A 20,290-nucleotide genomic window follows, 5' to 3' on the forward strand; every position below is an offset into this window, starting at 1 on the left:
TCGTTTCGGGGCTCAGTGCGAGTCCATGGGCGTGGGCGTCAGCGGCACCCGCTCGCCCGTCGCCTCCGAGCGCGCCGTGGGGAGCTTCCGGCCGCCGTCGGTGGTGCCGCCGCCCGGTCCCGGTGTCGCCGGGTCTCCCGCGCGCGGCGTGGAGCGCCCGTAGTCGCGCTCCCAGATGCGCACCAGGGCCAGGAAGAAGGCGACGATGAGCGGGCCCAGCAGCAGGCCCACCGTGCCGAACGCGGCGAGGCCGCCGAGCAGGGCGAAGAAGACGATGGCGCCGTGCTGGTGCATGCCGCGCTTGGCCAGCAGCGGCTTCACCACATTGTCCACGAGCCCCACCACCACCGTGCCCCAGATGGCGAGGAAGAGCGCCGCCCAGGGGTGGCCGCTGAAGAACATCAGCGCCGCCGCCGCCAGCACGACGATGGCCGCGCCCACGGCGGGGATGAGCGCCAGGAAGAAGGTCAGCCCGGCGAAGAACAGCGGCGCGGGCACCCGGGCGATGACGTAGCCGATGAGCGCCGCCGCCGCCTGCACGCCCGCGGTGGCCACGGAGGAGAGGAGCACCGCGCCGGACACGCTGCGGAACTCGCGCATGATTTCCCGCGTCTGCCCGCGCCTCAGCGGCGACACGCTCTCAATCCAGTCCACCAGCCGCTTCCCGTCCGTGAAGAAGAAGAAGAGGGCGATGAGCATCATGATGGTCTGGAAGGCGAGGGAGCCGGTGGCCGCCACCGCTCCCGTTACCGCCTTGGCCGCGGTGCCGCCCTGCGTCGTGACCTGCTCCTGGAGGGTCCGGTTCAGGTTCTGCTCCGCCATGGGGAGCCGCTTCATCAAGCCCTCCGCCGTCTTGCGCACCGGCCCGGGAAGCCGCTCCACCAGCCCGCTCACCCCCTCCTGCTGCACCGTGCGGGTGACGAACTGGGCCCCTTCCGTCACCTCGGTGACGACGAAGGCGGTGAGGCCGCCCAGCGGGAGCAGCAGGGCGAGAACGACTCCCGTGGTGAGGATGCCCGCGGACACGTTGGCGCGGCCGCGCAGCCTCCGGGTCAGCCGCTTGTGCAGGCCGTGGAAGGCCGCCGCCAGCACGGCCGCGAAGAAGAACGCCTCGGCGAACGGGCGGATGACCAGGGCCAGCAGGAAGATGGACAGCAGGATGAGGCCGGTGAATATCCGGCGAGCGGTGAGCTCGGATGCCATGGGCGTGAAGGTAGGGACGCCCGGGGGGGAAGGCAGGAGAGCGCTGGCCGACGCCTGCCCGCCTGTTCCACGGGCGAGAAGACTTGGGCCCGGCCGGAGGGCGGCTAGAGTGGGCGCGCCATGCCGTCCTTCGAATCCACCGACTTCACCTTCTGGCTGCTCCAGGCGCTCTGCGCCGCCTTCCTCGCCATCCTCTTCCTCCAGTCCGGCCTGGACAAGGTCTTCGACTGGAAGGGCAACCTGGGCTGGCTCACCGGCCACTTCGCCAAGAGTCCGCTGCGGGGCGTGGTGCCGCTGATGCTGGCCACCCTCACGGTGATGGAAGTGGCGGCCGGCGCCCTCAGCGGGGCGGGGCTGGTGGCCCTGGTCGTCACCGGCGGCGCGACGCTGGCCTTCTGGGGCGCGCTCCTGTCGGCGGTGTCGCTGGTGGCCCTCTTCTTCGGCCAGCGCATGGCGAAGGAGTACGCGGGCGCCGGCGCGCTCGTGCCCTACTTCCTGCTGTCCCTGGTGGCGGTGTACGTCACCCGCCTGCGCTGAGGCCTCGCGGCCTTCAGAGCACCTTGCGGCTGGGCACGAGGGCGTTGGCGGACAGCAGTCCCGCCACCAGCGCCACGGCCACCATCAACATGGAGAAGGCCGTGTCCACCCCGGCCACCACGTCCCGCTCCAGCAGCGAGGACAGGCTGCGGAAGCCGACGCTGCCGGGCACCAGCAGCATGAGGCCGGGCACCACGGTGATGACGGAGGGCCGGTTGCGCAGCCGCGCCAGCGCGTTGCTGGCGATGCCCAGCAGCAGCGCCCCCACGAAGGCGCCCAGCTGCGCTCCCAGCAGCAGCGCCCCCAGCCGCGCGCCCGCGAAGGCGAAGGTGCACGCCCCGGCCATCCAGCCCCAGTCGCGAGGGCGGGCGCGGAAGAGCACCCCCACCGCGAAGGTGGCCACGGCCAGCGACACCGGCTGTGTCCAGCCGGGCAGCACGGGAGGCAGCGGCGTCAGCGGCGGTGGAGGCAGCAGCGTCGACACCCGGCTCCCCAGCGCGACGCCGAAGCCGAGCTGCAGGAACACCAGCGCCGCCGCGGTGAGCCGCGAGGTACCGGAGATGAGGTGGCGCGTGGCCAGCTCGTTGAGGGCCACCGTCAGCGACAGCCCCGGCAACAGGACGATGAGGCCGGCCAGCGTGGCCACCTGCACGGACAGCGGGCCCATGAAGCTGGCGGCCAGCGCGGCGAGGGCGGAGGAGAGGATGGCGGCCACCGGCTCCAGCACACGGGCGGTGGTGGGCTGCCGCTGGGTCAGCTCGCCCAGCGTGCCGATGAGCAGGCTGCTCAGCGCCGCGACCGCCATTTCCCGCAGGCCGCCGCCGAACAGCCGCGCCGCGGCGCCGCCCGCGAGCGTCCAGCACAGGAGCTGGAGCGCGGGGCCATAACGAGCCGGCCGGGCGAGGATGTCCTCCACCTTCCGGGCGCCCTCGGCGGGTGTGAGCCGGCCCTGGATGACGTCGTCCGCCAGCACGTCCAGCAGCGTCAGCCGCTCCAGGTCCATGTCCCCGGGTTCCACGCGGATGAGGCTGGTGCGCAGCGCCTCCGGTGGCCCGAAGGAGGCGAAGAGGGAGGTGGGCGTGGAGAAGAAGCGGCCCTCCAGCCCCAGCCGCTCGGACACACGCTGCATCAGCCCTTCCAGGCGGTGCGCGGGCGTGCCGTAGCGGTGCAGCGCCTCGGCCAGCCGGAGCGTGAAGGCCACGGCGGGGCCCGGCGGCGGAGGATGATTCAGGGACGCGAGCAGCTCGGGAGGGACGGCCACGGCGGCGCACATGGCAGAGGCCGCGGGCCCAAGTCAAACGGAAGGGGAGCAACAGCCCGGTGACGGACCGTTGCTCCCCCGACGACTGCTCGTGTTTCCGTGGCTCAGTGCACCTTCGTCACGTCATCCAGGGGAGGCAGCGGGGGGATGCGCGACGAGCTGGAGGGCGACGAGGCCAGCGCGTCCGCGTCGTCCTCCGTGCCCGCCACGCTCACGCCGGAGGTGCCCGCGGCGCCGAGGCCGGACGGGCTCGACGGGGTGCTGATGCTGCTCGCCCCGAAGCCTGTGTCAGTGGAGGCGGACGTGCCGAGGTCCGAGGTGTCCTGGCGGCCCTCGTAGCCGTACGCGCGCTCCTCATGGCCCTGGAGCTTCTGGTTGAGCTGGTCACCGAGCTGGGAGATGCCCTCCTCGGCGCGGCGCTTGGCCGGCTCCATGAAGCGGCGCTCCTTGTTCGACACCGGGATGAGCGTGGAGGCGAGCATGCCCAGGGCGATGCCGCCGAGCGCCAGCAGGATGGGCTGCTCGTCCACCGTGCGGGTGAACCAGTCCGAGGTCCGGTTGCGCATCACGTCGCGCGAGGGGATGCGCTCGCGCATGTGCGACGCCCGCTCACGCAGGTGGCCCACCGCGCCCACGGCGCGCTCACGCACTTCGGAGGCCTTGCCGGACGCGCGCTCCTTCATGTCCATGGCGCGGTCCTTCACGGTGTGGGCCACGTCGGACGCGTGTTCCTTCACGCTGGACATGGCCTCGCCGGCGCGCTCCTTCATCCCGCCTTCACTCTCCACGGGGCTGGTGCCGATGCCGCGGGAGGACACGTCGCCGTAGCCGGACACGCCGCCGTAGCGGGTGCCCGCGCCCTGGCCGATGTCGCCGCGCGCGGCGGACTCGTAGCGGTCCTCCTCGGAGTAGCGCATGCCGGGGCTCTCGGAGCGCAGCCCTTCGTAGCGCCAGCGGTCGTCCTCCTCGCGCCAGCGGTCCTCACGGTAGCGGCCGTAGCGCGGGGCGTACCGCTCCCCCTCGCTCCATCGTTCCTCGCGCACCGTGAAGGCCTTGCGCATCAGGGCCGACCCCACGCCGGCGCCGATGAGGGCGCCCAGCAGGCTCCACCCCTTGGGGGTGTCGGCACGTTCCTTCAGCTCCGTCGTCCTCTGCATCACGGTCTCCTTGGCGTGTGTCTTGAGTTCCGTGGCCTTTCCCACGGCGGCATCCTTCGCGTGCTGCTTCAGCTCGCCCGCCTTCTCCGTGGCGAACTCCTTGGCACGCACCTTCAGTTCCCCGGCCTTTTCCTGGGCCATCGCCTTCAAGCGGTCCGGCTCCGCCTTGCGGGCCAGCTCATCCGCCAGCTCGCTCAGGCGTGCCCGTGCATCTGCGATTTCATGGAGTGCGCGGTCCTGCTCGCCCATTGCCCGTCCTCCTTCAGGGTTTGGATTGTCCGTTGAGGTCCATGGAGGCGCTTCAGCCGCCCGAGCCCAACCCAGGCGACGGCGGCACCCACCGCCAGCAGCACCACGGCCACGATGAGGGCCGAGGCCCACACCGGCAGCGCCATGGCCAGCGCGGCCACGAGGAAGCCGACGAAGGTCAGCGCTCCCAGCAGCAGCACCACGCCTCCGCCCGCCAGCAGCCCCGCGCCGGCCGACGCCTTCTTCGCTTCCGAGCGCAGCTCCGCGCGCGCCAGGGTGATTTCGGCGCGCAGCAGGCGACGGCCCTGCTCCATGAACTCGGAGAACAGCTCGCCGAAGCCGCGTCCCCCGAATGCATCGGGACTCACGCGCCGGGTGTCCGACGGACCGTCATGGTGTGGAGTCGTTGGTTCCATCCGCGTGTCCCCCGTCAGACCTTGATGAACCGGCCGAGCGCGAAGCCGATGGCCGCGCAGCCCGCGACGAACAGCGCCGGACGCTGGCGGACCTGGTCCTGGACGTCCGCGATGAGCTCCTCGGTGGTGCCGTTCTCCAGCCGGTCCGACGTCCTGCGCAGCAGGCCCACGGCACTGGTGATGAGCGGACGCACCATGGCGGCCTCTTCGTTGTTGGAGGCATTCTCCAGCGTCGACACGAGCCCCTGGATGCCCTTGACCAGCTCACCCTTGCGGCTGTCCACCCGCTGGTACACGCGGCCCTTCGCGACGCCGCCGAGATGCTTCACCTGCTCCTTGCCAGCCTGGGCGATTCCGCCCGCGGAGTGCTCATCGCCGGGGATGCGCGAGGCTCCCTCCGGCCGTTGCGTGAAGCTGCTGCCCTGTACATTGGACCCTTCCAGTACGCTGCCCATGCAGTCTCCTCCAGTGCGAGTGATGACCTGTCGAGAGGGGGCTGCCCGGCGCCTTTGTGCCCGCGCCCCGTTGTTCCTGAAGGTAGGCACGCGGCGTTGGATGCTCGACGGAATGGCAGCCTCGACGGGAGGGCGGGCGGGAGGGTAGGCGGTGGCTGCTGGTGGGAATGACCGAGCTCAGGAGGCGAGTGGATGGCGCGCAGACAGCGGACCCCGAAGTGGCTGGAGGCGGCACGGCGCCGCGGGCCCGGGGACGTGCCCGAGGATGGGCGCTCGGACTGGCTGGCGAGGGCGCTGGGGCGGGCAGGCGTGCTTCCCCGCGCCGAGGCCGAGGTGGCCATCCGCGAGGGGCGGGTGGAGGTGGACGGGCGCGTGGAGCGCGAGCCCTTCGCTCCCGTGCGGCCCGGGATGGAGGTGCGGGTGGATGGGCGGGTGCGCGAGCTGGCCACGTCCGTGCTGGCGCTGATGTTCCACAAGCCCGCCGGCCCGGTGGTGCATGGCTCGGACCCGGAAGGCGTGGGCACCGTCTTCGAGCGCCTGCGCGCGGTGCTGCCCGAGGAGATGCGGGGCTACGAGTGGCTCGCGGTGGGGCGGCTGGACAGGGACACCACCGGGCTGCTGCTCTTCACGAATGACGAGCGGCTGGTGCGGCACGGGACGTCGCCGGAGACACACGTGGCGAAGCGGTACGTGGCGCGGGTGTCGGGGCGGCCGCCGGAGGCCGCGCTCCAGCGGCTGCGCGAGGGGCTGGTGCTGGAGGACGGGCCGACTCGGCCCGCGGGGGCGCTGTCACGGGCGCCGGACGTGGTGGAATTGACGCTCACGGAAGGGCGGCACCACCAGGTGAAGCGGATGCTGGCGGCGGTGGGGCACCCGGTGCTCGCGCTGCACCGTGAGGCGGTGGGTGGGGTGGTGCTGGATGTGCCCGAGGGGGCGTGGCGGATGCTTCGGGCGGAGGAGGTGAGGGAGGGGCTGGGGTTCGGGCTGAAATAGACAATAACCTTCGGGTCCCATGTCCGCCGCTCTCGACCGACTTCACGCCGCCGTCCGCCGCAGCCCGTGGCTCTGCCGCTTCACCGCCTTCACCCGCATCCTGCTCGCGGTGGGGTTCATTCCTCCGGGGATGACCAAGGTGCTCGGCAACCGCTTCACGCAGCTTCCCCTGGAGCACCCGGTGGGCTTCTTCTTCGAGGCCTTCTACCGGGCGCACGCCTTCTACTGGCTGGCTGGCGTGGCGCAGGTGCTGGCGGGACTGCTGCTGCTCGTGCCGCGCACGGCGCACCTGGGGGCGATGCTGTTCCTGACGGTCATCACCAACATCGTCGCGATTACCTGGTCCATCGACTTCGCGGGCACGAAGTTCATCACCCTGCTGATGCTGCTGGCGGCGCTGTACCTGGTGGCGTGGGACTATGACCGGTGGAAGGCCCTCCTTCCGCGCCGGGAGGTGGGAGGCCAGGGAACGGCGCGGGGACTCCTCCTCTGGAGCGCGCTCTTCGCGGCCGGGGGCGTGGGCATGGCGGCGCTCGTCGTGACACTGCGGTTGTCGAACCTCGGCTGGGCCGACTTCCCGCGAATCGCGGTGACGCTCGGGGTGGGAGGCGGCGTGTTCGGGCTCGCCGGGGGACTGCACTACCGGGCGATGCCGGTGGCCCAGGCAGGGGAGGGCAGGGCGATGGAGCCAGCCGCCTGAGCGTCACGAGGCCGGAGCGAAGCGCGGCGCGGGCGCGCTCGAAGTCCACCGGCGTGTCGAGCCACGGGCGCAGCGTGTCCCAGGCCGCCCCGCCGGCCTACCGCGCCGCCGAGGTGGGGGCGCTGTCGAATCGGTGCGGGGCGTAGAGGGTGGCCTGCTCGAGGTTGCGCACCCAGGGCGTCTCGCCCTTGAGCAGCTCGACGGTCTCCTCCAGCACGCCCCGCTCATACGCATACACCTGGGAGATGCGGTAGCGGTCGAAGGGTGCGAAGCGGCTGAGGTCGGGGTGCATCTCCATGACGGCCTGGCGGAATTCCGGGTCCGTATGGCCGGTGCCATCGCCGAGGGACGAGCGGATGGTGCTGGAGACGCGGCCCTTCGGGTCGGGCGCGGTGTAGTCGAGCCGGAAGAACATCGTCTGCTCCCGAGGCCCCGCGCTTCCGTCGTAGCCGGGGTGGCGGCGGCGCAGGCTCTTCACCGATTCCCAGTGGGTGGCGTACCGGCGCTGCTCCACGGTGAACTCGTAGTCGAACTCGGGGACGCGTTTCCAGGTGCCGCCCTCCATCCGCTCCGCCTCCCCCCGGCCTGCCCATACCAGTGTGAGCACGGGCTCCGGGCCGGGCCCTGCCTGCGGGGGAATCACGCCACTGCGCGAGGAACCACAGCCAGCCAGCGTGAGGAACACCATCAGCGCCATTGGAATCCGGAGCGTCATCGTCGTCTCGTCGGAGGAATGAAGGAGCGGCATGCTCGTGAGACAACTTGCGCTGGATGCAGGCCGCGCAACAATCCACCGGAGCGGCAACTCACTGTTGTGCCGATACAACAATGGACCTGAACCAACTCACCGTTTTCCAGGCCGTCGCGGAGTCTCAGAGCTTCACGAAGGCGGCCGGGCGGCTGGGGCTCGACAAGTCACGAGTGAGCCGGGCGCTGCGGGCCCTGGAGGAGACGCTCGGCGCCACGCTGTTCGCGCGCACCACGCGCTCGGTGCGGCTGACCGCGGAGGGTGAGGCGCTGCTGCGGCAGGTGGCACCGCTGCTCTCCGGACTGCGGGCCGCCGTGGAGGGCGCGCCCGGCAGGTCCTCGCTTCCCACGGGGGAGGTGACACTCACCGCGCCACCGGATGTGGGGCGCGCGTTGCTGGCGCCCGTGCTGGCCCGATTCCGGGTCCGTCATCCCGCGGTGCGCGTGCGCGCGGTGTTGACGTACGAGGTGGTGGACCTGCTCGAGAAGGGCGTGGACCTCGCGCTCCGCGTGGGCCGGCCCGGCGCCGGCTCCTTCGTCGCGCGCAAGCTGATGGACCTGGAGGCGGGCTTCTTCGCGTCACCCCGGTACCTGGAGCGCCGGGGCGTTCCCTCCGCGCTCCCGGACCTCGCGCACCATGAATGTCTCTGGCCCACGCCGCCGCGTGGACAGGGGCCCTTCGGGGGAGGACGTGGAAGGCCGCCACCGGCCGCATCGGTGGAGTGCTCCGACTTTGGATTCCTGTCGGAGGTGGCCCGGGCGGGAGGGGGCGTGGCGCTGTTGCCCACCTTCCTCGCCGCGCAGGACGAGGCCCTGGGCTCGCTGGTGCGCGTCCTGCCCGGCGTCGCTTTCAGGGATGCGCCCCTCTTCCTCGTGTCACGGCCCGGAAGACCGGTGCCCACGCGAGTGCAGGTGCTCAAGGACTTCCTGAGGGAGTCGCTCGGGCGGTAGTGGCGCCTCGCGCTCATCCCTCTCGTCGCGCCACGGCTTCGACGAGTGCCCGGACCTGCTCCGCGAGCGGCAGGCTTCCGGGCAGCTCGCGTCCAAGCAGGCGCGGCACGCCCGTGGCCAGCACGGCGGAGTTGGTGAAGAAGCAGGCGCTCACGTCCGCGAGGCGCGCCAGGGGCACGGGGCGCTCCACCACGGGCAGTCCGCCCACGCGCCCCGCCTCCAGGAGCACCGCGCGGACGATGCCCGGCAGACACGGGGCTGTCAGCGGCGGCGTGACGAGCGCGCCGTCCAGCTGGAAGAAGAGGTTGGCGGTGGGCAATTCGCAGACCTCGCCGGCCTCGTTACCCAGCAGGGGCAGACGCTCCATGAGGGCGTACTGGCGGAAGTAGGAGAGGCCCTTGTGGTTCAGCGTGGGCTCTCCGCTCCGGTAGACCCCTGGCTCCACCGCGTCGAGCGCACGGCCTTCCTGCCGCAGGCGCTCCGCGTCCACCGCGGCCGGGCGGAAGGTGAGCAGCAGCCGGCCATCGCTCGCGGACAGCTTGCCCACGCCCGTGAAGTCCGGCCCGAGCCCGGCGTCCGCCTCCAGGCAGCGCCGGAGGGTGGCTCGCACGGACGCGACGGGGAGGTGCTCGGGTGAGGGCGCGCGGACGGCCTTGGGAAAAGCGGCGAGGCTCGCCTGGAGCCGGGCCAGGTGCCGGGCGAGGAACAGCGGGGCTCCGTTATCGATGCGGAACGTGGTGAAGAAGCCCGCGCCGAAGAAGAAGCCCTGTGCGAAGTCGTGCAGGCGCAGGTCCTCCCAGCGCCGCACCTCTCCGTTCACCGCCACCGTGGAGAACATGCAGGACTCCCGCGCGCTCAGCGCTCCGGCTCCAGGAAGTTGGCGAGCAGCCGCGGCCCCTGCGGCGTGAGGAAGGACTCGGGGTGGAACTGCACGCCCTCCAGGCGCGGCAGCTCGCGGTGCCGCATGCCCATGATGAGCCCGTCGTGCCAGGCCGTCACCTCCAGGCACTCGGGGAGGTTCTCCCGGTCCACCACCAGCGAGTGGTAGCGCGCCGCGGTGAACGGCGCGTCCAGGCCCCGGAAGACACCCTGCCCGGTGTGCTCCACCTCCGCCGTCTTCCCGTGGACCGGCACCGGCGCGCGCACCACCTTCGCGCCGAAGACCTGTCCCAGGCACTGGTGCCCCAGGCACACGCCGAGCAACGGCACCCGGCCTCCGAAGGCGCGGATGACGTCCATGGAGACGCCCGCCTCGGCCGGTGTGCAGGGACCGGGAGAGATGACGATGTGGCCCGGCCGGAGCGCTTCAATCCGCTGCACGGTGATGGCGTCGTTGCGCACCACCTTCAGCTCCGCGCCCAGCACGCCGAGCGCCTGCACGAGGTTGAAGGTGAAGGAGTCGAAGTTGTCGATGAGGAGAATCATCCCGCGCTCCCGCATGCCGACAGCGCGAGGAGCTGCGAGCGGGCCTTGTTGAGCGTCTCCTTGTACTCCTGGCGCGGCTGCGAGTCGTGGACGATGCCTCCGCCCACCTGTGCGTAGGCACGGCCGTCCTTCACCACCAGGGTGCGGATGACGATGTTCAGGTCCAGGTCCCCCGTGAAGGACAGGTAGCCCAGCGAGCCCGTGTAGAGGCCGCGCGCGTGCGGCTCCAACTCGGTGATGATCTGCATGGTGCGAATCTTGGGCACGCCGGTAATCGTGCCCCCGGGGAACAGCGCGCCCACCACGTCCAGTGGCTCCACGCCCGGCGCGAGCCGTCCCGTCACCTCCGACTCGATGTGGAGGACGTGGGCGTACTCGACGATTTCCATCAGCTTCGCCACCTCCACCGTGCCGTAGGCGCACACCCGGCCCAGGTCGTTGCGCTCCAGGTCCACCAGCATGGCGTGCTCGGCGCGCTCCTTCTCGCTGGTGCGCAGCTCCTGGACGAAGCGCGCTTCCTCCTCCGGCGTGCCGCGGCGGCGCGTGCCGGCGATGGGCCGCGTGATGGCCCGGCCGTCCTCCACCCGCACCAGCCGCTCGGGCGAGGCGCTCACGACGTGGAAGCCGTCGCCCTCCAGGTAGCTGGCGAAGTGGACGGGGTTGGTGGCCGACAGCGTCTCGTAGAGCGCGAGCGGCTCGCCCGGGAAGTCCACCTCCAGCCGCTGCGAGAGATTGACCTGATAGGTGTCTCCCGCGCGGATGTACTCGCGCACGCGCTCCACCGCGGACAGGTAGGCCTCCTGTGTGAAGTTGGAGCGGTACGTCACCGTCGGCGCTGGCAGGGACGGAGGGGGGAGCGGCGGCGTGGGGACGGCCCGGCGCACGAAGGCCTCCAGCGACTCCAGACGGCCCAGGCAGTCCTCCCAGTTCGAGCCGGTGGCGACCAGCAGCACCTGGCCTTCCTGGTGGTCCACGGCGAGGAAGGTGTCCACGAAGGACAGGGAGATGTCTGGCAGCTTCAGGTCGTCGCGAGGGTGGCGGGGCAGGGACTCGAAATAGTGGCTGGCCTCGTAACCGAAGAAGCCCACCGCGCCACCGCAGAAGAGGGGCATTCCCGGCAGGCGGAGGCCTCGCCAGCGCCGCAGCAGGCCGCGCAGCACGTCCAGGGGCTCACCCGGCTGGGGCTCTCCATCGACGAAGCACTGTCCCGCCTTCGCCGAGAAGTGGAGGAAGGGGCGCGAGCCGAGGAGGGAGTAGCGCCCCTCGGGGCTGACACGCGTGCTCTCCAGCAGGAAGCGGTGCCCGGAGGGCAGGGCGCGCAGCAGGTCCGTTGGACGGAGTGCCCCGAGTGGCAGCCGCCGCACCACGGGCACCTGGTTGTAGCCCCGGGCCACGAGCGCGTCGAAGTGCGCCCGGTCGAGGGGTGGTGGGGTGAGGGGCGGGGAGTCCATGCCGGGGCTTCCTAAATCAAAGTCCACGATTCTCGCACGCTCGATTCGCGCCGGAGCCGGGTCCCCGGTTCTGGCGCGACTGGCTGTCCAAGAGGCGTAAGCGCTCGTTTGTCCCAGTGCTCTTCCGGAGAGGTTGGCTACATTGCCCGGGAAAGAGGCACGGCCCCAACAGAGGTCTGGATGAGCAAGCGCGAGAATCACTGGTATCTCATCAACAACGTGGTGCGGGCGCTTGGCAGGGGGGCGAATCCTGGTGGGGTGACTGTTGGCGTCTGGCTATTCCTGGTCGTCGTATTCGTAGCCGCCTACAAGGTGGGGGCGCTGGACTGGCTCCAGCAGAATGTGAACTCTCCCCTGGCCGTCATCGGTGCCGGAGTGGGCCTGTCCATCCTGCTCGTGGCCGTAGGACTCGTCATGGCGCGCGTCCGGCAGAACGGCTTCCGGGGGAGCTACCGGAAGGCGCTCGCGTCTCCCACGCCGGAGCCGCTCCTGCGGTTGGCGGAGCAGGCCGCGGCCACGATGAAAGCCATGCCAGACGGGGATGCGTTGGGCGCCCACGAGCGAGTCCTGGCCTGCGCTCTCTACGGAGATGACCACGGGGCCTCCACCGCGCTCGCGAGCATCGACTGGAAGTCCAGGGCTCCGCTCATCCAGGCCATCGGCTCGAGCTCCGAGGCGCTGAGGGTGCTGCTGTGCCGCCGCGATGCCCGGCGCTTCCTCGAGTTGACCCGCCTCGCACGGGCCCAGGCGTCCGTGAGCGCCATGGTGCCGGGCGCCGCCCAGACGGAGCGCTACTTCAACACCTGTGTCGCGATGGGCGAGGCCCTCCTGGACCTCGGCTCTCCGAAGAACTTGAAGTGGCTGGAGGAGAGCGCCGCCGATGCCCGGTTCCCCGCGCTCCAGTTGCTCGCGAGCCTGGGATTGGCCGTCGCCCTGGAGCGCTCCGGCGACACCGCCCGCGCGAGCCAACTGCGCGACTTCCTACGACAGGCCGCTCCCCACTGCGCCCCGCTCCACCTGAAGGCGGAGGACTTCATCGAAGGCGCCACCCAATCAGCTCCGTCCGCGGACGAGGGGCGCACCGCCCCCCTGGCCTCCGGCAACACGGATACGGGGAATGTCCAGGAGCGCGCCGCGAAGCAGAGGCTCTTCAAGCTGCTGGGCATCTGGGGGCTCCTGCTCGTGCTGTACGCGGCGTTCTACGTGTTCTTCTCGGTGAGCAAGTAGCCCGGACGCTCCGGCCGTCATGGACTTCAGCGCGCTCCGCCCACGCTGGAGAGGCCGGTGGCCTGGCTGTTCTCCCGCGTCTGACGCGCGAGCTTGAGGATTTCATCCTCGGGGAGCTGCTCGGTGCGCATGACGGAGCGGCTGGCCTTGAGCTGCTGAACCTGGCCGTCGCGGAGGACGTGGAACTGGCCCTGCTTCTGGCCGGGAAGCTTCGCGTCGGCGTCGACGCGGGCTTCGGTGAACATGGGCCGGAGTTTCCGGAGCGCGGTCTCCTGGGTCACCGCTCCCACGAACCAGGTGCGCACGTTCTCCCTGCACTTGTAGTCCAGGTCACCCGGGCTCTGGGTCGCGAGCATCACGCCCAGGCCCGCCGAGCGGGCCCGCTTGAGCAGGTTCTCCATGGGCTGCTTGGTGGCGGGCTGGCTCAGCGCCGGCAGGTAGAGGTCCGCTTCATCGAAGAGGAGCACCGCCTGGAGCTGCGAGGCGGGGTGCTGGCTGGTCCAGCGGTTCGCCTCCAGGAGGAGCTGGGAGACCCAGAAGAGGATGCGCGAGTTGTCCCCCAGGAACTTGGTGCTGATGATGCTCAGGCGGGTTCGCCCCGGAGTGCCCGCGGCGCCGCGCCCGAGCAGCTCCTCCATGTCCAGCCGCTCACCGCCAGTTGACAGGAAGGGGCGTAGGTTCATCCGGAGCCAGGCCAGGTCCTGCGCGAGCTTGGGGAAGGCGCGCGGGTCCAGACCGCTCGCTTCCTGCACCAGCGTGGGCTCTCGGGAATCCACGAGGTGATGCACCATGTCCAGCGAGAGCTCTCCCCCGGGAGGATGCTGCACCAGCAGCCGGAGCGCCTGGGTGAGCAGCATCCGAGTCGCTCTGTCTCGCGCACTGTTCTTGTAGTCGAGCATCCCCGCGATGGCGTCCGCGGCCTGTTGTATGCCCTGCTCACGGTCCTCGGAGGGGAGCAGCTCCAGTCCCCGGGGGATGACAGGCATGGCCAGAGGCCTCCCGTCTGAGCGGCCCGGCGTGTAGAGCGCCACGTCGACGCGCTCGCGCAGCAGCCTCCGCCGTTCCAGGAGTGAAGGCTCCTCCAGCCGCTCCTGCCACGAGTGCTCGCGTGCGTAGGTGGCCAGGTCCCCCTTCCGGTCGATGAGGATGGCGGGGGTTCCCCGCAGCAGCAGTTGTTCGAGGACGTTGAGGGCCAGCGTCGTCTTGCCGCTGCCCGTACCTCCCAGGAAGGCGCTATGCCGCGTCAGTTCGACCGGCTCCATCAGGACCTCTTTGGGCAGGAGGCCCTCGGAGGTGCCAAGTCTCAGCGGCCCGGTGAGCGTCTCTCGCGGAGCCGGAGGCTGGGGCGCGGGCGTGACGGTGGACCGGCGTGTCTGGAGGCCGGCGGGGACGGGCGTGCCCTCCGGAGGCGTCGCCGCGCGGGGCGGAGAGGTCAGCATGTCTCCGGCGATGGTGAGCCCCATCGAGAGCGCGTCCGGGGGGCTCCCGGCGGAGCGCGCGACCCCGGTGGCCGCGGCCTCCCGCGGCGTGGCCGCCCGCGCGCGGAGGGGAGTGCCGGAGGGAACGGTCTTCGTGTCCTCGAAGAGCTTCGCCTGGCGCGGCGTCGCGGCCGCTCCACCAGGAGCAGGCATGGGCTCTGACGGAGGCCTCGATGGACCGGACGGTGGCGGCGAGGCGCCCATGCGCTCCATCCCGAGGATGTCTCCCACGGATTTCAGCCGGGTGACGGGGCGGGCGGTCCGGCTCCACTCGATGAGCGCCGACTGTCCCGCGTGCTGCTCGCGGAACGCACGGAGCGTCACCAGCTCCCGCAGCTCGCCATCACCCAGGACCACCCGCCGCCCGCCTTTCCGTATCAGCAAGCCAAGCTGGTCCGCGACCAGGGTGCCGGTCGTGGAGGGGAAGTCAGAGGTCCGCACGAGGACCGGCGTCTTGCCGGCGGCCGCCTTGAGCGCTTCGGCCATCTGCCTGCCGAGTCCGCCGCCGCGTGGACTCCGCTCGCAGAGCGCGATGAAGAGCTTGCTGCCTTCCGGCTGCACGCTGACGTCCAGCTCGGCTTCTTCCTCGTTGGGCTTGACGACGAAATGCGGTGTGCCGCCCAGCTCGTCACTGCCCACCTGGATGGCCCATGCCAGCAACATGGCGATGTCAGAGGCGTCTTCCGGCAGCTTCGGCCGGTACGTGGCCTTGAAGTCGGTCCACGCCTGATCCAGGTCCACCCTCGGGGGCTGCATGCCGCCCGCGACGGGGGGCTTCTTCTCTCCCGGCCGGGGCAGGGGGAATGTGTCCGGCAAGTGCTGCTCCTGGAGCGCGCGCTCGCGGTAGCGCCGGCACTCGTTCAGCACGTCGCGGGCCCGTTGTCCTCCGAGCGCTTCGAAGCCCACGGCCGGGATGGGCCAGGTCGGGTTGGCCGGGTCGATGGCCACGCCTTTCGACTCGTACAGCGCGCGGAGCCTTCGCGCCGCCATGTCCCGGGCCGTGCCGGGCGTCACCGTGGGGTCGAGCTCCACCGGCTCCGGGTCGTTCTCGATGCGGTCCAACTGCGGACGGGGAAGGTGGGGCCGCATCTTCACCCAGTAATCGGAGAGACAGCAGACGACGACCACGGCCCTGGGCACCCGGGCGGCGAGCGCCGTGAGGCTGTTCATCGCCCGCCGGAAGGAGCTCTCCATCCGTGGCCGCTCCTCGAAGTCGTTGAAGTCCTCCACCTGGTCCACGCACAGCACCAGCGCCTGTCCCAGCGCGCCCATCAGCCGGCCCAGGTGCTCCACCATCCGCGCCGGTCCGTCATCCGCCGTGCGGGGGATGAGCTGCCCGATGACCTCCCGGTCCGCGGCGGACAGCTCCTCGCAGCGCAGCCAGTGGAAGATGCGGCGGTTGATGCGCGGGTCCCTGCGCTGCAGGTAGATGAGCGCGCGCAGCAGGTCCACCTCCACATGCTGGAAGCGCGAGTCCTCCAGCAACTCATCCGCCACCGCGCGGATGGTGCCGTGCAGCTCGTCCTCCTCCAGCACCTTCTCGTCCGGGATGAGCGGCGCGAAGGCGCTCCGGCATTGGCCCATCAGCGCGTCCGACAGCCGCATCAACCCGGTGTCATCTCCCGTGGTGGCGTCATAGGGACGGTCCAGCGAGTCGATGAGGTTGGACAGGATGTAGCGGTCATAGCTGGTCGCATCGACCGTCATCGGCATGTAGCCGACGAAGCCCAGACGCCGGCTGTGCGCGAGGTTGCGGAAGGCCCGAACCAGATGCGTCTTGCCGCTGCCGGACTCTCCGAGCAGGAGGAGCAGCCTTCCGTCTTCTGGCGGCGGGTCGGACGCGGCCCGCTCCAGCACGCGCTTGAAGGCGCGGCGGGCCGGCGCGTTGAGGGTCTCCACGTCAAACGGGTCCGCCTGCCAGAGGTGCTGGCCCTGCTGGACGCTGCTGAAGACCTCACGGCCTTCGGTGAGGAAGGCCTCGAGTCGAGGGTCTGTGGACACGGGCGCTCCAGGGAAGGCGGGTCAGACGACGACGAAGTGGAAGCTGGCGCCGTACGAGCGCACCTCGGACTCGGCCACGTCCCGGGGGTCCATGGCCGACACGAGGTCCGCCCGGGTCAGCGACAGGTGGCGCGTGCGGTTGGCCTCCAGCAGCGCCGCGTCGAAGGCCTCGCGGCTGCCCCACTCCGGCTGAAGGGCCTTCCACACGTGGGAGATGAAGACCTTGTTCTGCCCGAAGCGGCCCGTGGGCAGGGCCCGTGCCACGGCCAGCACGCGCCCGGCGAAGCTGGCCACGGAGTCCTGGGCTTCGGGCTCTGGCGCCGGCGCGGGGGCCTCCGTGGGCGTGGGCGTGGCTGCCGGCTCGGGCATGGCCCACCGGCGCAGCAGGGCCAGCCGCACGGCCTCGGCGTCCACCCGTGTGGCCCCGGCCTCGCGTGCCACGAGCTGCTCCACGGCCTTGCGTGGGTCCTTCGTCTCCGCCTCCAGGAGCTGCCCGAGCAGGTGGGCCTGCACCGCGCCCAGCGTGAAGGGCCGGTCCGTCTCCACCCCGAGTTGACGCCACAGCAGCCGGTCCCGCATCTGCGCCAGGGAGAGGGCGTCCGTGCCGGCCACGGGATGCTGGCGTTTCAGGATGGCGGCGCGCACGCCGTCGGCGCTCGACAACCGGGCCAGCACCGGCTTCGTGGGCGGCAGGTCCAGGCCGCGCGCGAGCAAGTAGGTAGCCTTCAGCTTCTTCCAGGTGAGCGCGCGTGGCAGCGCGTCCAGATGGAGGAAGCCAAGCACCCGGGTGCGGCCCTCCGCCGTCAGCTCCACGCGGCTGCGCCCGCTTTCCGTCACCAGCCCGTCGCGGAGGAGCGCCTCCAGTAGCGTGGCGAAGCGCGCCTGCCACTCGGCGCGGCTGAGGCGGTGCTCCACGAAGGGGTGCAGCGCGTCCTCCAGTTCCTTGCGCGTGCCGGGCCGCTTGAGGCGGGTGACGAGCCAGGAGAGGGCAAGCCCCGTCAGGCGGGTATCAGCGGTTTCCATGGGATGTCTCCCGCCCGGAGAGCTCCTGCCTCCGGGCTGCAATCAGCGTTTCGAGGGTTTCGAGGATTTCTTCCAGTCGCGAAACGACATCGTCGGAGAGGAAGCGGACCACCCAGTAGCCCGCGCGCTGGAGTGCGAGGTCCTTGCGCCGGTCCAGGCGGTATCGCGCGTCCTCCCGGAAGTGGAAGTACCCGTCGAGTTCCACCGCGAGCCGCAGTTCTGGACACAGCAGGTCCACTTCCAGTGGACGGTGTCCGTTGCCCACGTCGAGGTAAGCATTGAGGGTGAACAGCCCCCGGGTCGACGGGAGGTGCTGTAGCAGGTCGAAGAGAAAGCGCTCCTGTGTGCTGCGCGCGCGGTCCTCGACCTCGCGGCGCGCGGCGGTGATGGAGCGTGCCGCTTCGGCATAGCGGGCGAGCAGGGGCTCCGGGAGTCCCTCCTGCTGGAGCCGGGCGAGCGTGGGGGCCACCGCGCTCGCCGAAGCCGCGGCGGGAGCTGCTGGCGATGCTTCCGGCAGGTCGAGCTGTCCGTCCCGCAGCATGGCGAGGACGCGGGATTCCCCTCGCCGCTGGTGCTCGGCGAGTGACTCCGGTGTGAGCACGCAGACGGTGGTGAGCGCGGGGGCCGAGGCACAGAGGGACGCGGCGGTGCGCAGCGCGCGGAAGTCGGAGGGGCCTCCTCGGACGCGCAGGACGGGGGTGCTCCCGAAGGGCACGAGCGCCAGCAGCGCCTGGAGCGCCGCGAACGGGTCCTGCTGGATGGACGCGTTCACCGGAGCGGGAAGGTCTCCCGGCGAAGACAGGGGTGGGGACTCCAGGATGTGGCGGCACAGCTCCCAGGTGGTGGACTCGGACCGTGGAGGTGTCAGTCCGTCCAGGAGCACGCGGCGCTCGTGGACAGTCTTGCCCCGGAAGAGCAGCCCCCGCTTCCCGTCCGTGGGCTGGGAGAGGACGACGAAGGCCTCCGCATGGGAGGTCAGGTCCTGCTCCCGCGCGAGCGCCGTGGCCCAGGCGGCGACCATGGCTCGCGGGTCGTCACCTTCCGCGACCACGACGCTCAGGCCATGGCGGTGAACCCACTCCGTCAACAGGGCGAGCGCCCGCTCAGGAGGGCCCACGACGGTGCTCAGCGTGGGAATGCCTTCCGCGCGCCGCCTGACATGGCGGTCCAATGCGTCGAGCAGCGCGGTGTCCACCTGAGACAGCAATCCATTACCCCCAGGGCGCGTGGTGGTGACCCGTCAGGCTGGGGAGGAAGCCTGCGCCTCTTGCTGGCCTCATGGCAAGTCAGGGAGGTGATGAGGCGTTACGCGGCCTACCACCGTGGGGGGATGGACGAGTGTCTGTCTTTGAGCGCTGCAAGACCGGAGGGCTTGCAGCCAGGCTCGGGGTCAGCCGGGACTCAATCCCAGCGCCGTGCGCAGCTCCGGCAGCCGCGCCAGCGGCACCGCGCCGAAGACGAAGCGGTCCGGGCGGACCACGGCCACGGCCACGCCATGCCGGGTGAACCACTCCGCCAGCCTTCCGGTGTGGTCCTCCACCTCGGCTGGGGCGGTGCTCCTCAGGCCTGGGGGGCCCACGGTGACGGCCCGGCCTCCCAGTGCCTCCGCGAGCCCATACGCGGCCTCGGTTGCGGGACTGTTCTTCCTGCTCAGCACGGCGAACCCCGAGCCCAGCGAGTCGTCCAGCAGCCGCTCCTCTCCGGATGACAACCGCACGCGGGGCTGTGGGAAGTAGCTGCCCTCCGGAGCGTCGCGTCCGGAGCGGCGGCCTCCCAGCAGCCAGCCCTCTTCGATGGACGGCGGTGGCTTGAACCGGAAGCCCTCCACGAAGTGGCGAACGCTCGGGATGCGCTGGAGGCCGCGCAGCAGCGCGTCTCGCAGCAGGGCGGTGGGGGTGTTGCGCGCTTGGAACACGTAGCCCAGCCGCACGGTGGCATCGAGCATGGTGCGCACATGCGGGCGGCGCTCCTGCTCGTACGAGTCCAGCAGCGCTTCCGGGGCGCGCCCCTGAAGCACCCGAGCCAGCTTCCAGGCGAGGTTCGCCGCGTCCCGCAGGCCGGAGACGAGGCCCTGGCCCATGAAGGGCGGCATCATGTGGGCCGCGTCGCCCGCCAGGAAGGTGCGTCCCTCCCGCCAGCGCGGAGCCATCAGGCAGCGGAAGGCGTAGAGCTGCGCCCGCTCCACCTTCACCCGGTCCGGGTTGACGTAGGGGGCTATCAGGCGGCGGACCGAGCCGGGCTGCACCATCTCCTCGCCCGTCTCACCGGGCCGCAGCCGGAACTCCCAGCGGAACTGTTCCATGGGGCCACGGCCCACGAAGCCGGGGCGCACCGGGTCGCAGACGATGCTGCACTCGGGTGGCGCGTCTTCCTCCGCCACCGTGCCGGAGATGGCAATCCAGGGCTCCTCGTAGCTGCGCCCCTCCATGGAGATGCCGAGCAGCCCGCGCACCGTGCTCCGGCCCCCGTCGCAGCCCACGAGGTAGCGTGCGCGCACCGTGCTCCGCTCTCCGCTGGTGAGGTCGTGGACTCGCACCGTGACTCCGGTGGGGTCCTGTTCGAGTGACTCCACTTCCGCGCCGAGCCGCAGCGTCGCCGACTCGAAGCGCCCGAGCCCCTCGCGGAGCGCCTTCTCCAGCAGCGGTTGGTAGAAGAACCAGATGGGCGTGTAGCCGAAGCCGAAGTCCACCTCGCTCAGGTGGAGCTCCGCGATGGGTTTGCCTCCAACGCCCGTGTACGTGACGCGCCGGCTCTGTCGCAGGTCCGGCTTCAGCGCGTCGCTGAGGCCCGCGGATTGGTAGATGCGCAGCGCCTCGTCGTCGCACGAGAAGGCGCGGGGCTGGCCGTGGGGTGTGGACTCGCGCTCCAGCACCAGCACTCGCACGCCGTGGAGGCCCAGCAGGTTCGCGGTGAGCACACCCACCGGGCCGCCTCCCGCGATGACCACGTCCACGTCATCCGTGCTCGCCGCCATGTCTTCCCCCCGGAAGTCCTGCCGTGTCTGCTTACCCGCTCA

Annotated in this window: 18 protein-coding genes; 5 read left to right on the forward strand and 13 right to left on the reverse strand. The window is 71.0% G+C overall.

What is annotated here, in order from left to right; translation table 11 throughout:
* Positions 1-12 precede the first annotated feature (12 nt).
* A complete protein-coding gene (locus K8638_RS38175; RefSeq protein ID WP_223759658.1) occupies positions 13-1,203 on the reverse strand; it encodes an AI-2E family transporter in 1,191 nt (396 codons plus the stop codon).
* A 120-nt stretch (positions 1,204-1,323) separates the two neighbouring features.
* Here K8638_RS38175 and K8638_RS38180 point away from each other — a divergent pair, with 120 nt between their 5' ends.
* Positions 1,324-1,740, forward strand: a complete 417-nt coding sequence (locus tag K8638_RS38180) for a DoxX family protein (RefSeq protein ID WP_223759659.1) — start codon at positions 1,324-1,326, stop codon at positions 1,738-1,740.
* A 13-nt stretch (positions 1,741-1,753) separates the two neighbouring features.
* Here K8638_RS38180 and K8638_RS38185 read toward each other — a convergent pair whose 3' ends face one another.
* The 4 genes from K8638_RS38185 to K8638_RS38200 all read right to left on the reverse strand — a co-directional run bounded on the left by K8638_RS38185 (position 1,754) and on the right by K8638_RS38200 (position 5,278).
* Complete coding sequence (locus K8638_RS38185; protein ID WP_225937928.1) at positions 1,754-3,013, reverse strand: threonine/serine exporter ThrE family protein; 1,260 nt, start codon at positions 3,011-3,013, stop codon at positions 1,754-1,756.
* A gap of 92 nt (positions 3,014-3,105) precedes the next feature.
* On the reverse strand, positions 3,106-4,407 hold the full coding sequence (locus K8638_RS38190; RefSeq protein WP_223759661.1) for a hypothetical protein: 1,302 nt from the start codon (positions 4,405-4,407) through the stop codon (positions 3,106-3,108).
* A complete protein-coding gene (locus K8638_RS38195) occupies positions 4,353-4,775 on the reverse strand; it encodes a phage holin family protein (protein ID WP_223759662.1) in 423 nt (140 codons plus the stop codon). Before K8638_RS38195 ends, K8638_RS38190 begins: the two co-directional genes overlap by 55 nt.
* A 62-nt stretch (positions 4,776-4,837) precedes the next feature.
* A complete protein-coding gene (locus tag K8638_RS38200; RefSeq protein WP_223759663.1) occupies positions 4,838-5,278 on the reverse strand; it encodes a hypothetical protein in 441 nt (146 codons plus the stop codon).
* A gap of 192 nt (positions 5,279-5,470) precedes the next feature.
* Here K8638_RS38200 and K8638_RS38205 point away from each other — a divergent pair, with 192 nt between their 5' ends.
* Positions 5,471-6,271 (forward strand): pseudouridine synthase, encoded by an 801-nt coding sequence (locus tag K8638_RS38205; protein ID WP_223759664.1) that lies wholly within the window; start codon positions 5,471-5,473, stop codon positions 6,269-6,271.
* Between the two features lie 19 nt (positions 6,272-6,290).
* A complete protein-coding gene (locus K8638_RS38210) occupies positions 6,291-6,971 on the forward strand; it encodes a DoxX family membrane protein (RefSeq protein WP_223759665.1) in 681 nt (226 codons plus the stop codon).
* Between the two features lie 97 nt (positions 6,972-7,068).
* Here the strand turns inward: K8638_RS38210 and K8638_RS38215 are convergent, their stop codons facing one another.
* Complete coding sequence (locus K8638_RS38215; protein WP_223759666.1) at positions 7,069-7,719, reverse strand: hypothetical protein; 651 nt, start codon at positions 7,717-7,719, stop codon at positions 7,069-7,071.
* 80 nt (positions 7,720-7,799) lie between these two features.
* Between K8638_RS38215 and K8638_RS38220 the strand changes: the two genes are divergently transcribed.
* Positions 7,800-8,669, forward strand: a complete 870-nt coding sequence (locus K8638_RS38220; RefSeq protein ID WP_223759667.1) for a LysR family transcriptional regulator — start codon at positions 7,800-7,802, stop codon at positions 8,667-8,669.
* Between the two features lie 13 nt (positions 8,670-8,682).
* Here K8638_RS38220 and K8638_RS38225 read toward each other — a convergent pair whose 3' ends face one another.
* Genes K8638_RS38225 through K8638_RS38235 form a run of 3 tightly spaced genes read right to left on the reverse strand, consistent with a single transcriptional unit; the run spans position 8,683 to position 11,545 of the window.
* Positions 8,683-9,507, reverse strand: coding sequence for an aminotransferase class IV (locus K8638_RS38225; RefSeq protein ID WP_223759668.1), 825 nt, complete (start codon positions 9,505-9,507; stop codon positions 8,683-8,685).
* A 17-nt stretch (positions 9,508-9,524) separates the two neighbouring features.
* Positions 9,525-10,094, reverse strand: coding sequence for an aminodeoxychorismate/anthranilate synthase component II (locus K8638_RS38230; protein ID WP_223759669.1), 570 nt, complete (start codon positions 10,092-10,094; stop codon positions 9,525-9,527).
* Positions 10,091-11,545 carry an anthranilate synthase component I family protein gene (locus K8638_RS38235; protein WP_223759670.1) on the reverse strand — a complete coding sequence of 485 codons (1,455 nt, stop codon included), beginning with the start codon at positions 11,543-11,545 and terminating at the stop codon, positions 10,091-10,093. The genes K8638_RS38230 and K8638_RS38235 overlap by 4 nt, the downstream gene beginning before the upstream one ends.
* A 180-nt stretch (positions 11,546-11,725) precedes the next feature.
* On the opposite strand from K8638_RS38235, the gene K8638_RS38240 reads away from it, so the two are divergent.
* Positions 11,726-12,772: a hypothetical protein gene (locus tag K8638_RS38240; protein ID WP_223759671.1), complete on the forward strand. Its 1,047-nt coding sequence runs from the start codon at positions 11,726-11,728 to the stop codon at positions 12,770-12,772.
* A 26-nt stretch (positions 12,773-12,798) separates the two neighbouring features.
* Here K8638_RS38240 and K8638_RS38245 read toward each other — a convergent pair whose 3' ends face one another.
* From K8638_RS38245 to K8638_RS38260, 4 genes are all read right to left on the reverse strand, one after another.
* Entirely contained in the window at positions 12,799-16,251 is a 3,453-nt protein-coding gene (locus K8638_RS38245) for a helicase HerA domain-containing protein (RefSeq protein WP_223759672.1), read from the reverse strand.
* Positions 16,252-16,272: 21 nt separating this feature from the next.
* Positions 16,273-17,274: a hypothetical protein gene (locus tag K8638_RS38250; RefSeq protein ID WP_223759673.1), complete on the reverse strand. Its 1,002-nt coding sequence runs from the start codon at positions 17,272-17,274 to the stop codon at positions 16,273-16,275.
* Positions 17,261-18,481 carry an endonuclease domain-containing protein gene (locus K8638_RS38255; RefSeq protein WP_223759674.1) on the reverse strand — a complete coding sequence of 407 codons (1,221 nt, stop codon included), beginning with the start codon at positions 18,479-18,481 and terminating at the stop codon, positions 17,261-17,263. The genes K8638_RS38250 and K8638_RS38255 overlap by 14 nt, the downstream gene beginning before the upstream one ends.
* A gap of 183 nt (positions 18,482-18,664) precedes the next feature.
* Positions 18,665-20,248 (reverse strand): bifunctional 3-(3-hydroxy-phenyl)propionate/3-hydroxycinnamic acid hydroxylase, encoded by a 1,584-nt coding sequence (locus K8638_RS38260; protein WP_223759675.1) that lies wholly within the window; start codon positions 20,246-20,248, stop codon positions 18,665-18,667.
* Between the last annotated feature and the right edge of the window lie 42 nt (positions 20,249-20,290).

The organism is Myxococcus sp. RHSTA-1-4 (assembly GCF_020037125.1).
Taxonomy (GTDB): Bacteria; Myxococcota; Myxococcia; order Myxococcales; family Myxococcaceae; genus Myxococcus.